At 46.0% G+C, this 12080-nt stretch carries 10 protein-coding genes; 5 read left to right on the forward strand and 5 right to left on the reverse strand.

The window, feature by feature from the left end:
- Positions 1-94: 94 nt before the first annotated feature.
- Positions 95-1732: an AAA family ATPase gene (locus QUA36_RS10160; RefSeq protein WP_333457185.1), complete on the forward strand. Its 1638-nt coding sequence runs from the start codon at positions 95-97 to the stop codon at positions 1730-1732.
- A 140-nt stretch (positions 1733-1872) separates the two neighbouring features.
- On the opposite strand, the gene QUA36_RS10165 is transcribed toward QUA36_RS10160, so the two are convergent.
- Positions 1873-2949 (reverse strand): DUF3616 domain-containing protein, encoded by a 1077-nt coding sequence (locus tag QUA36_RS10165; RefSeq protein ID WP_333457187.1) that lies wholly within the window; start codon positions 2947-2949, stop codon positions 1873-1875.
- A gap of 380 nt (positions 2950-3329) precedes the next feature.
- On the opposite strand from QUA36_RS10165, the gene QUA36_RS10170 reads away from it, so the two are divergent.
- Positions 3330-4433 carry a site-2 protease family protein gene (locus QUA36_RS10170; RefSeq protein ID WP_333457188.1) on the forward strand — a complete coding sequence of 368 codons (1104 nt, stop codon included), beginning with the start codon at positions 3330-3332 and terminating at the stop codon, positions 4431-4433.
- A gap of 551 nt (positions 4434-4984) precedes the next feature.
- Here QUA36_RS10170 and QUA36_RS10175 read toward each other — a convergent pair.
- The 4 genes from QUA36_RS10175 to QUA36_RS10190 all read right to left on the reverse strand — a co-directional run bounded on the left by QUA36_RS10175 (position 4985) and on the right by QUA36_RS10190 (position 9695).
- Positions 4985-6721 (reverse strand): ATP-binding protein, encoded by a 1737-nt coding sequence (locus tag QUA36_RS10175; protein WP_333457190.1) that lies wholly within the window; start codon positions 6719-6721, stop codon positions 4985-4987.
- Positions 6679-8649, reverse strand: coding sequence for a cache domain-containing protein (locus QUA36_RS10180; RefSeq protein ID WP_333457192.1), 1971 nt, complete (start codon positions 8647-8649; stop codon positions 6679-6681). Before QUA36_RS10180 ends, QUA36_RS10175 begins: the two co-directional genes overlap by 43 nt.
- A 314-nt stretch (positions 8650-8963) precedes the next feature.
- Positions 8964-9197 carry a hypothetical protein gene (locus QUA36_RS10185; RefSeq protein ID WP_333060229.1) on the reverse strand — a complete coding sequence of 78 codons (234 nt, stop codon included), beginning with the start codon at positions 9195-9197 and terminating at the stop codon, positions 8964-8966.
- A 108-nt stretch (positions 9198-9305) separates the two neighbouring features.
- A complete protein-coding gene (locus QUA36_RS10190) occupies positions 9306-9695 on the reverse strand; it encodes an AbrB family transcriptional regulator (RefSeq protein WP_333060228.1) in 390 nt (129 codons plus the stop codon).
- A gap of 265 nt (positions 9696-9960) precedes the next feature.
- On the opposite strand from QUA36_RS10190, the gene QUA36_RS10195 reads away from it, so the two are divergent.
- From QUA36_RS10195 to cbiB, 3 genes are all read left to right on the forward strand, one after another.
- Positions 9961-10404, forward strand: coding sequence for an Rrf2 family transcriptional regulator (locus tag QUA36_RS10195; RefSeq protein ID WP_333041193.1), 444 nt, complete (start codon positions 9961-9963; stop codon positions 10402-10404).
- Between the two features lie 37 nt (positions 10405-10441).
- On the forward strand, positions 10442-10843 hold the full coding sequence (locus tag QUA36_RS10200; protein WP_333041192.1) for a GFA family protein: 402 nt from the start codon (positions 10442-10444) through the stop codon (positions 10841-10843).
- Between the two features lie 108 nt (positions 10844-10951).
- Complete coding sequence (cbiB, locus tag QUA36_RS10205) at positions 10952-12031, forward strand: adenosylcobinamide-phosphate synthase CbiB (RefSeq protein WP_333457259.1); 1080 nt, start codon at positions 10952-10954, stop codon at positions 12029-12031.
- Positions 12032-12080 lie beyond the last annotated feature (49 nt).

A 12080-nucleotide genomic window follows, 5' to 3' on the forward strand; every position in this document is an offset into this window, starting at 1 on the left:
CTTAACTCCGGTTAAGTCCTTTTTAATGGCTAAAGTCCTGACTGCAAACCAAATATTTAATAAAGTTGAATATACATCTAAGATATGAAATAGAATGACAGAAAATTACCCCCAATCCCAAGAATTAGATGCCATCAATGGCGGTAAAAATAACCATTTCGAGGCACTGGTAAAGCGACTAGATTTGATGATTCGCGCCCGCTATTCGCTGCTGTACATTGTCGGCGCGGAGGAGGAACCGGTCGAAGCCGTAATTGCCCAAGTAGCGCTGCAAGTAACTCCCGCGCGCCGGGTGTTGCGGTGGGATCTTGTGCGCGGGTGGGAGGATAACGGTTCTGGGAAAGGTTCGGTAATGGCGGCGCTCGATCGCGTCAGCAAAACTGCTGTTGAAGAATATACAATATTTGTACTGCGGGATTTGCACCCTATTTTGAAATATCCATACACCGAAAAAAGCGCGGCGGTAGTGCGAGAATTGCGAAATTTAACGCGAGAATTAAAGCGCAGCAAAAAAACTATAGTTCTTACTTCTCACACGCTGGAATTACCGGAGGAATTGAAAGAAGAAGTAACAGTAATTGATTTTCCTTTGCCCAACGTGCAAGAAATCGACAGTTTAATTTCTCACGTTGTGGAAAAGCCACAACAGTTGCAAGTTAGCGGTTTAGCAAGGGAACAGTTGGTTAAAGCTTGTCAGGGTTTGAGTCGCGCTAGAATCGGGCGGGTTTTGGCTAAAGCTTTGGCCGCCAAACAGCAAATTAACGAGTCAGATATTGACGGAGTTTTGGAGGAAAAACAGCAAGCAATTCGCCAAACGGGCATTTTGGAGTTTTTTAACTCCAGAGAATCCCTAAAAAGTGTTGGCGGCTTGGAGAATTTGAAACAGTGGGTAAAGATGCGGCAAGATGCTTTTACTGATGAAGCGCGTCGCTACGGCATACCGAATCCCAAAGGAGTTTTGTTAGTAGGAATTCAAGGCACTGGCAAATCTTTATCTGCGAAAACAATAGCCTCAGAATGGCGTTTGCCGCTGCTACGATTGGATACGGGGAGATTGTTTGGTGGCGTGGTCGGGGAAAGCGAAAGTCGGGTTAGACAAATGATACAATTAGTAGAGGCGATCGCACCTTGCGTTTTGTGGATCGATGAAATAGATAAAGCCTTCGGCAACATTATCAGCGGTGGCGACGGCGATTCGGGAACTTCGCGCCGGGTATTCGGCAGTTTGATTACTTGGATGCAGGAAAAAACCAGTCCGGTGTTTATTGTTGCAACTGCAAATAACGTCAGGATTTTGCCGGCCGAGTTGCTGAGAAAGGGCCGATTTGATGAAATTTTCTTTTTGAATTTGCCCTCAGAATCGGAAAGGCAAGATATCTTTAAAGTGCATTTGCAGCGACTGCGGCCGACTAGATTGCGCGAGTTTGATTTGGAGATTTTGGCGAAACGCGCTGAGAATTTTAGCGGTGCAGAAATCGAGCAAGTTGTAATAGATGGATTGTATCGAGCCTTTGGCACTTTTGTCAACGGACAGCGCCGGGATTTGATGACCGAGGATATTTTGAGGTCGATCGAGGATACAGTACCTTTAGCTGCGATCGCGCGATCGCAAATTGAAGATTTGAAGCGCTGGGCGGCGGAAGCGGGCGCTAGAACAGCTTCTAACGATACTCACTTAATTGATGAATTGAAACGCTACAGCCAGCGGCGAAGGGATGCGATCGACAATTAACCCAATTTCTAGGGTGCGTCAGTTCATGTCTAATTAATTCTAGGAAAAATTACATCTGACGCACCTTCCTAATCGCATGGTGCATCAGTTCATGGGTGATTAATTCTCCCAAATATCTCCCGTTATGACGCACCCTACTACTACGAACCTAATTTAAAAACATCAGCAAGAATAGCATTTTCTTCCACCATTCTCCCCGCATCAGGCGAATCAAAAACTACTAACAGCGAATTCTCCTCCCCCAAATATGGAAACAGGCTCAATCCCTCAGCATTGTCAGTATTAACCTTAAAAGGCAAGTCAAACAATACCTCCAAATCTCCCCCATCTTGTTCAGTAATACTGTCGCCCGATCCCCCTAAAATTTCCTTCAACCGAAAAACCCTCGTCGCCCCAGATAAAGTCATGGTCGGCCCGGCTAAAACAATCAAATCTTCCCCGTTCCAGCACAATTCTCGCACGCCCAAACCGTTCAAATCAACAAAATGTTTGTTGTACAATTTCCCTCCTTCCCCAATTTCCTTAAGCCTTAAAACTCCCGGTTCTGCCTCTTCAACTTCTATTTCTAAAATTATCGCCCAACCCCGCAGCACCGGCCCCCGCAAACCGAGCAAAATGCGATCGCCCCGCACCGCCAACCCTTCAATATCAAAGCCATTTTCTTTACTCGGAATCGGCACAGATAAATACAAGCCGAGGTGGCTGTCATCTTTGAGCGCGTCTGTCAGCAAATTGCCCGTTTCTGTCCGCTGAAGACATCCCGCTTTCAGTTTGGTTTCGGGATTGTTTGAAGGGGAAATTGACTCGCACAAAATCCCGTCTTTCATAGGAATGCGCGCCAGGAAATAGCGGTTGACCTCAGTCTCGATTTGTGCTAATCTTTCAATGTCTTTGTCTGCGTCTTTGCCTTTAGCTTTCTTGCGTTTTGTGCTGTGAGAGCCGACCAACCAAAGATAATCGCTGCTGAAATCCATTCCTTCGATATCGATTTCTGATTTTCCAGGTAGATCGATAAAATCTGCGATCGCAAATCTTTGATGTTCTCCAAAAATATGAGGCGCGACAGGCGACAAACGCTCGATCGAAGTCGTTTCATCGGAACCCAGCCACAAATAGCCATCGGGAGTTGAAGCAACAGCGGATAAGTCTGTAATAATATCAGCGACTTCGCTGTTTAATTGCAGCATCAGTCGGCCGAGCAAAAAGGATTCTGGCATAATTATTAGCACCAAAACTATTCTTAGGGTAAGTCATTATAGCTAAAGTCGGTTGAAACTGAGCTCTTGCTACAGGTGTAATAGTCCGCCGGCAATAAATTCTCCGTCTCAAAGCTTGCATTCAGTTAAAACCGGCTGAAAATTAAAACAGAAAACTAAAACAGATATCCTCCTCAAGCCTCATAGCAAGAACTTCCGTTTTGAGATAAGGATTTTTAACCCCTAGCGGGCCAAACCGCAGCCGGCGGTAATTATTCAGCAAACCGAACCTCCACAGACGGATAACACCCTAATTGAAACATTAACATCGCCGTTACGTTTCGTTACGATAAGGAGACAGAGAGAAAAACCTCTCATTCGTAAAATCAGAGGTAGCCATTATGAACGGTACATTTCGCGTCGGCAGCCTGTTTGGGATTCCCTTCTTTGTCAACGCATCTTGGTTTTTAGTTCTGGGTTTAGTAACCTGGCAGTACGGCGGCGCATTAGCTGCCCTGTTTCCCACATTGGGCCCCGTAGCGCCTTGGATGCTGGGATTATTCACAGCGTTACTGTTATTTGCTTCCGTCTTAGCCCACGAATTAGGACACAGTTGGGTAGCCATTAAACAGGGAATTGGCGTGAAATCGATTTCGCTATTTCTGTTTGGCGGACTAGCTAATTTAGAAAGAGAATCTAAAACCCCCGCAGAAGCATTTTGGGTAGCCATTGCAGGCCCGTTGGTCAGCTTATTGTTATCCGGTTTGTTAACAGCGATCGGCATCGGTGCTGGTCTCACAGGCCCCGCAGCGGCCATCGTCGGACTTTTAGCTTCCATCAACTTAGTTTTAGCCTTATTTAACTTAATTCCCGGTTTGCCCCTCGACGGCGGCAACATCCTCAAAGCAATTGTCTGGAAAATTACTGGCAACCCTTACAAAGGTGTAATTTTTGCTAGTCGCGTTGGTCAAATAATTGGTTGGATTGCCATTGCTACAGGCATCTTTGGCAATATTTGGAATCTAGTAATCGGTTGGTTCTTACTGCAAAATGCCGGTCAATCTGCCCAATATGCCACAGTCCAAAATCAACTGGCAGGCCTGACAGCCGCAGATGCTGTGACTCCCGAAAGTCCGATCGTCTCCCAAGACTTGTCCCTCAGAGAATTTGCCAACAACTACGTGATCGGTAGCACTCAAACTTGGCGCAGGTTTCTGGCAACAGATGATGCCGGACAATTGGTAGGTGCGATCGACCTTGACGACCTCAAAACCATTCCTACCGGAACTTGGCCCCAAGTTTTAGTGAAAGAACTCCTGAAGCCGATCGAATTTTCCACCACCGTCAAACCAGAATTATCCCTCCTCGAAGTCGTCACCCTTCTGGAACAGCTAAAAGTACAAGAACTCCCCGTCATTCGCGAAAACGGTGTCCTCGTCGGACTTGTAGAAAAAGCTGAAATTGCCCGCCTGCTGCAAAGACGAGCCGAAGCGAACCCTGCTTGATATCCTCAGATACTTGACAAATAAGAGTTAACCCCCTCGATTTCCCCTTACCAAAAGGGCGATCGGGGGGGTTAACTCTAGCTTCACAAAAGTCAAGTCAAACACTAAATTATTAGCAGCAAATCAAGCATAATAATTATCAAAGTGTATTGACCTGTGAGCGAGGATGTTTTGCCACCTCATGACTATTGGGGCGGTCTCTAAAATAACTGTTCTGGGAGTATCTATGCAGAGATGCTTTCTACAGCAACTTTATAGGTAATATCAATTCCGGCAGCATCGGAATAGTAACATCCAGTCAACAGTCAACCACGGACTTTACAACCGAAATCCATCTAATTCATCTGCGTTAATCTGTGTTAATCTGCCTGTATCTGCGGTCAAAAAAGAGAATTTATCGTACCGCAGATGACAAGAGATTGACGGAGATTCACGCAGATGTCGATAAGAGAGATAGGAATAATTCCGATGCTAACAGATTTGATATAAGGTGAGCGTACCCACACCCGATAACTCAGCAAATTTATAGGAGAAGATGCACATTGCGCCCCCTACCGCTCAATTTCATCAATCAAATCTAGTATTTTTTGATAATCAAAATTATATAGATGATTCATCAGAACTTCCGCAAAAACATCATTATCGCTGCCGATTTCCTCAATTGTTGTGGCAATCAAGTCGAAGTCAGCCTCACGGACTGCCTGTTTTAGATTGCTCGTCCATTCTGGGGGAACTTTCGGCTTGGAGTCCAGCGTAAATATTGCAGCACTATCAGATATTTTTTCTTGTACCATTCTTGAACTTTGCGATAAATCATTGACTTCAACATATTTATTGATGACTTCACCAGCACCCGCTGCGGTAACAACTTGAATGTGAAACTTGAAGACTGTCCCGTGTCCCACTTCGCTCTCGACAGTAATGTCGCCCCCCATTAATCTTATGAACTCGCGGCTGATGTTTAATCCTAAACCCGTACCTGTTTGAACTTTCTTTTCTGATGAAGTTTGCACCAATAATTCAAATATGCTTTCTAATTTTTCCGGGAAAATACCAACTCCTGTATCGGCTATTTCAAAACCTATAAAAAGAGTTCGTTGAGGTTCTCCACTATTTAAAAATTCGTTTTCGGTAGGCTTAATTCTTCCTTCTTGCTTGGAGCCTACCGTGATTAAAACTGAACCATAATGGGTAAATTTAACCGCATTATCTAATAGATTTATCAAGACTTGTCGCAACTTAACCTCATCAGTTTGCACGTATTGGGGAACATCGGAAGAGCAGTAAATAATTACTTGCAATCCTTTATTTTTAGCCGGAATTTGAAACATATTTTGCACGTCCCCCAGCAAGCGGTACAAGTCAAAGATTTTGGCGTTGAGTGCCATCCGCCCACCTTCTATTTTAGATAAGTCTAAGACTTGATTGATCAGTTGAAGCAGGTGTTCTCCGCTGCGACGAATAATTTTGATATTTTCTTTCTCCGACAAAGTTAAATTAGCGCTGGGTTCCATTAATTGAGCGAAGCCGAGAATGGCGTTGAGGGGGGTTCGCAATTCGTGGCTCATGTTGGCGAGAAAAAGGCTTTTAGTTTTGTTGGCAGCTTCTGCGGCTTCTTTGGCTTGTTGGAGTTCTTGTTCTGCTTGTTTGCGATCGCTCGTATCAATGATTATGCCGTGCCAGACAATATCTCCATTTTCGCGCAATTCTGGTCGAGAATAACCTTGCAGCCATTTGAGTTTTCCCGAGGCTGTCACAATCCGCCACTCGTGGGAAAATGGTTCGAGATCAGTGGCACTTTTGACAATTGCCTGGAAGTGACTGGATCGATCGTCCGGGTGTATTTGTTCGTAGAATAAAGCAGAGTTGTTCTGGATTTCCTCCGGCTCTAATTCTTGAATTTCTCGGCACAGAGGACTGATATATTCCATCTTGACTGAGCCGTCGGGATGCTGCACGAATATGTAAAGTTCTCCGGGAACAGTGTTCGCTAATTTGTGAAACAGAGCTTCGCTTTTTTGCAAGGCTAATTGTGCTTGTTTGCGATCGCCAATATCAATCCCAAATCCAAACAAAAAATCCAGACTGCCACCTTCGTCGAGCACCGGTGTGCCGTGCCACTCGACTAACAAAGTCCGATCGTCCGAAGTGAGAATGCGATGTTCGTTAACCGTTTGCTCCCGCGCTGTTACGCCCGTAAAAATCGAATGTAATCCGGCTCGATCGCTTGGGGGTACAAATGTCGCTAAGTAATCTTTGCCTGCAACTTCTGTGGCAGTATAGCCCACAGCTTCCAGATACTGTTATTCGCCAGCAGGATTTTACCCTCAGAGTCGATCGCCACAAAAAAAATCGGAGAATTTTCGATAATCTTTAAGTTAAAGTCGCGCTCTTGACGGATAATTTTTTCAGCTTGCCTGCGCTCCTCAATTTCGAGCTGCAAGCGGGCATTGATCGAGGCTAGCTCGATCGTGCGATCGACTACTTCAATTTCCAGAGTACGGTTGTAGTCAGTCAATATTTGCTCTGCGTGTTTGCGAGCCGTAATATCTTTAAAAACAGTAAGAACATAAAGGATATTCCCCGCACCGTCAAACACCGGCAGCGCTCGCACTTCCAAACGAATATTTTTCCCGTCTCGGCGAATATCCATATCTTCAGCAATCACCTCCAAGCCACTCAACGCCCGCACAAACGGCATTTGCTCGGCCGGGTAGAGTTGATTAGTGCCTGCTATATAAATTTGATAAGCTTGTGGTAGCTCTTGTGCGGTAGCATCGGGCATTTCTCCCCTACCCAATATTTGCTCTCCCGCCGAATTGATGAAAATAAATGCACCACCCGGAGTCATCGCCGAGACTCCAACAGGCAAATTTTCTACCAGCTTGGCAAATTTTTCTTCACTTTCTGCCAAAGCTTGAAAAGACTGTTTCAGTTGAGCTGCCATCTCGTTGAAAGAGTGCGCTAATTCGCCGACTTCCTCAAGCCTACTGACAGCAACAGGGCGATCGAACTCTCTGATGGCAATATCTTTAGCTGCTTCGTTGAGCCGCAGCAGCGGCAGCGTTACCCACCTAGCTGTCAGCACTCCAGCAATTGTCGATAGCAGCAGCGCCGCCCAACAAAGTAAAATTGTAGTGCGCGTATTTTTGTTAATTTGCCCCATGAAATCTGATTCGGGAACTGCGATCGCAATCAGCCAGTTCAAACCGTAAACATCAGAAAAGGGCAGCACTTCCACAAAATATTCCTCCCCGTCTCGGCTAAATTGCAGTTGCTGCCGCAGCAGAATGTCGTCAAAGCCCCCGAAGTTTTCGTACAAATATTTAGCTGCAGTGCGAATGACAGGAGTTTGGCTGTCTAAAACATTCACCCGCTGCAGTTGCGGCTTTCCAGACATCTTTCTAAAGGGTGATTCTTGACTCGAACTGGCAACCAGCAAGCCCGATCGTTCGAGCGCGAAAATTTGTCCCGTTTTGCTAAGCTTGATGCGATGGAGATATTGCTGAAGCTCCGAGAGCGAAAAGTCTACTGCACTAACTCCCAGCAATTTACCATTTCGAGCGCGAATCGGTTGGCTGGCAGCAATAAAAACCGTCCCAGGAGTAAAACCCGGATAAATGCTCGTCCAAATCGGTTTATTAGCTGCGACAGCTTCCTTGTACCAGGGGCGGAGACGGGCATCGTAGGTTCTGGGTTCTGCCTTTAATTTAGCGGTGCGAGTGCCGTTGCCGTCTGTAGCGTAGTAAATGCTGTGAAAGTTGCTAGACTTGTTCGCCGCGACAATTTGCAAGCTGTTATGCGTGGGGTTGCGCCAAATGCCGAGATATTCTCCTGATTTTTCAGCGCCGAAGGATATCCATTGAATGCTTTTAAAAGATCGCATTTGCTGCCAGAGGAACTTCTCTCCCCGAGGCTGTGGCTTTTCTAACTGTAAGTTTAATTCACCGCGCTCGATCGCTTCAGCGTTAAGTTGATTTACCCACTGGGTATGTTCGAGAAAAGAAATCAGCTTTTCTTCAACTCTCTTTCCCGTCTCCGCGATCAATTTCTCGGCGAGATCTTCGACTGCTTTGTCTCCGTTGCGAAAGGACAGATACCCGACAATCCCCACTCCTGCGACGATTTGCAGCACAAAAGAGGCCACTAGAAGGCGACGCAGGGAGATTTTTGGTTGGTGTTGAGAAGTTTTACTCGCGAATCGGGGCAACGGCATAGGCTGATGACTAATTGCTCCCTAACACTTTAACTGTTCCAGCCTGTAATTTCACTTAGGGGCGATCGAGGTGTTTCCTTGCCCTCAAAACACCTCCCACACAGACACATAAAATTTTAGATTTTAGATTTTAGGTTAAATAATTGGGAATGAATGATCAAGCTCGTGCTTTCGAGCTGCGCTACAGTTGCATTCTTTCTTTTTTTCAACTGGTATGACGCACTGTTTGCTGAGAATACCTCTGCAATTTTCTTGCTTTGGTGGGTTTCCTAGCTCAACCAAACCTAATTCTTCCTTCAAACCTCTTCGGTTCATCAATTACATCCGTTAAATCCCGTACACAATTGGTTGCAGAACATCCATCCATTACATCCATTACATCCGTTAAATCCCGTACACAATCGGCTGCCGAACTTCTGTTTAACAGCTACGCGGAAAATCCCCCGCTTGTCCACACGGATATAGCGAGGGGCGAGAATAGGTATTCTCGGAAAATATAAAGTAGTGGCAGTGGCTTTTGTCCAGCCATTGCCATCTATAGAAGCCATACTGTTTGAGGCTCACAGAAAGATTTCAGAGCCAATTTTCTGCTTGCAGTCAACGCTTGAAGTCAAACCAACCTGTTCAAGCAAGAAGTCAAAGCAAGTCGTAAAGGCCTAGGCTACTTCTTCTTCTCGATCAATTTGGCGCAGGTGAATGTGCTTGCGTCCCAGAGAGATTTCAAATTCATCTCCTGGCTGGAGTTCCATCTGTTTGGTGTAGGCAGCTCCAATCAGTAAGTTGCCGTTAGATTGAACGCTAATCCGATAGCTGGCAGAGCGTCCGCCGCGTCCATTGCCGTTTTGCTTCCCGTCTAGCTGAATGCCTTCTGCATCAATCAGCGCATTCAGGAATTTCATCATGTTGACCCGTTCTACGCCGTTCTTGGTAACGGTGTAGTAGCCACAGGCTCTAGCTTTTTCTTCCTTGGTAAGGTTCTCTAGGTCTTTGACCTTTTTGATCAGATCTTCGCCTTCAAGGGGTTCGATATTTTTCTTTTTAGCCATTTACTGAGTCCTGAAATATTCAACTGGTGTACGGATTTTTTCTCGGTTGGTTTTTGGTTTGACCAAGAAACTTTAGCTTTATAGCTGGTCGTAAAACCATATTACACCGATCGGCTCAATTGTTAACCACTATTATCTAAATATTTTTAATAACCTGCAGTCTTTCTTGAGGAGTAGCTGCAGCCGGTGCGAGCAATCTCTAAACTCGGTAGCATAAGCTATCAGCTATCAGCTAGCTAAATATTTGCCCCGCTCTTAAAATCCCATGAAGTTAACCACACGCGGACACTACAGTGTCAAAGCATTACTGGATCTAAGTTTGCAACCTCGCTATGGCCCGACATCGGTGAAATCGATAGCGAAGCGACAGGAGTTACCTGCTCCGTATCTAGAAAAATTGCTGATTGAAATGCGACGAGCCGGTTTAGTCCAATCTGTTCGGGGTTCCCAAGGAGGATATCAATTAGCCCGCATGCCCGCTCAAATCTCTTTAGGACAAATCTTAGAGGCTGTAGGTGAAACTATTGAACCTTTACCTCGACATTTCCCCGACGCGACGCAAGCAGAGGACTGGGTAACATTCAGTTTGTGGAACCGATTGCACAAAAAACTTGCCGAAGCGCTGTACAGTATTTCCCTCGAAGACTTATACTATGATGTCCGCAGTTGGCAAGCGGCTCTTGGGGAAGAAACTAGCTTTATCATTTAAATGGTAAGTTCATTCATTCGATCGCCAGCAATCACACATGGACGCAACACTTGTTACTTACTTTGGCGGCTGTCACTGCGGAGCTGTCCGCTTCCGTGTCGCCGTTGACAAACACGAAGCATCAGATTGCAACTGCTCTATCTGCAAAAAGAAGGGATTTTTGCACCTCATTGTGCCGCCGGAACGTTTTACCTTGCTCAGTGGCCAAGATGTTTTGACCACCTATACATTTAATACAGGAACTGCTCAACATACTTTCTGCGGAATTTGCGGCATTCACTCGTTCTATCGCCCCCGATCGCATCCCGATCAATTCGATGTCAACGTCCGCTGTCTTGACGACGATGCCATCAAACACTTTGAGATTCTACCCTTTGACGGTGTTAATTGGGAGGAGAACGTACACTTGCTGCGCGACGAAAGTAATCTCAGCAGTTAAAATTTCTGCTAAAAAATTAAAGTCCCCAAAGGTAGCAGCAGTTAAAACCTGCGCTACCCGGACGATCGCTCCTGGTCGGACGGACTATCAAGTTTGACAAAATATATAATGATGCCGGATGAATTTCCTGTTTTGATTTTAGCTGCGGTGTTGGATTATTCGATCGGCGATCCTTGGGGTTGGCCACATCCCGTGCAGGCGATGGGTTGGGCGATCGACCGCTATACTCGACTTGTCTTTAATATATGGAATAATCCCGTAGGCAAAATGCCTGAAGCAGAGGACCGTCCCGCTGGCGACCGGCACAAACTGCTGCTACGATGTGCTGGTACAATACTAGCGATCGGGCTGATTGTAGGCAGTTATACTGTCAGTTGGTCGATCGTCCAAGCTGCTAGTTGGGTGCATCCTCTTTTAGGTATTGCCATACAGACCATTTTGCTGGCAAGCTGTTTTGCAGGCCGCAGTTTGAGGGCGGCTGCGGAGGATGTGCTAGCACCTTTAAATGTTGGAGATTTAGTCAAGGCGCGAGAAAGGTTGAGCCTTTACGTGGGCCGGGATACCGAAAACTTATCCGAGCCAGAAATTCTGCGAGCATTGTTAGAAACTGTAACAGAGAATGCAGTCGATGGCGTGACAGCACCGCTATTTTATGCCTTACTTGGGTTCGCTCTGCCGCATCTATTATTAAGTGTTACCGCTGCCCCGATCGATCCTAACTCGATGTGGGCGAGTGCTATAGTCCCCTTGGCGATCGCTTACAAAGCAGCCAGCACATTAGATTCTACGATCGGCTACAAAGAAGCGCCATACACAGATTTAGGATGGTTTAGCGCCAAACTAGAAGACGTGCTGACGTGGATTCCTTGCCGGCTAACAGTGATTACTTTAGCCGTTATATCTGGCAAACCGATTTACATTTGGCAAATTTGTCAGAGAGATGCTGTTAAAGATGCCAGTCCCAATTCCGGTTGGAGCGAGTGCGTTTACGCCGCCATCTTGGGAGTGCAACTAGGAGGTACTAATTCCTATCGCGGAGTTCTCAAACACAAACCGCTGTTAGGCGAGCCGGTTCACCCGATCTCAGCGCCGCTAATTTGCCAAGCATTGCAATTAACTCGGTATTGCTTTCTGATTTGGTTGGGACTATCATTGCTTTTTTATACCTTATTAGGTTTGAGCCGCTAACTGATGACCTCACCCGAACACTCCAGGAGACATAAATAACGTATTTCTG

It is taken from the genome of Microcoleus sp. Pol10D4, from assembly GCF_036701555.1.
In the GTDB taxonomy this organism is placed as follows: Bacteria; Cyanobacteriota; Cyanobacteriia; order Cyanobacteriales; family Microcoleaceae; genus Microcoleus.

Bases quoted from the DNA above. Each gene is read 5' to 3' on its own strand.
- QUA36_RS10165 (WP_333457187.1), bottom strand. From the start codon at position 2,949: ATGCCAGAATCCTTTTTGCTCGGCCGACTGATGCTGCAATTAAACAGC.
- cbiB (WP_333457259.1), top strand. From the start codon at position 10,952: ATGATGCCGGATGAATTTCCTGTTTTGATTTTAGCTGCGGTGTTGGAT.
- QUA36_RS10185 (WP_333060229.1), bottom strand. From the start codon at position 9,197: ATGGCTTCTATAGATGGCAATGGCTGGACAAAAGCCACTGCCACTACT.
- QUA36_RS10200 (WP_333041192.1), top strand. From the start codon at position 10,442: ATGGACGCAACACTTGTTACTTACTTTGGCGGCTGTCACTGCGGAGCT.
- QUA36_RS10170 (WP_333457188.1), top strand. From the start codon at position 3,330: ATGAACGGTACATTTCGCGTCGGCAGCCTGTTTGGGATTCCCTTCTTT.
- QUA36_RS10195 (WP_333041193.1), top strand. From the start codon at position 9,961: ATGAAGTTAACCACACGCGGACACTACAGTGTCAAAGCATTACTGGAT.
- QUA36_RS10180 (WP_333457192.1), bottom strand. From the start codon at position 8,649: ATGCCGTTGCCCCGATTCGCGAGTAAAACTTCTCAACACCAACCAAAA.
- QUA36_RS10160 (WP_333457185.1), top strand. From the start codon at position 95: ATGACAGAAAATTACCCCCAATCCCAAGAATTAGATGCCATCAATGGC.
- QUA36_RS10190 (WP_333060228.1), bottom strand. From the start codon at position 9,695: ATGGCTAAAAAGAAAAATATCGAACCCCTTGAAGGCGAAGATCTGATC.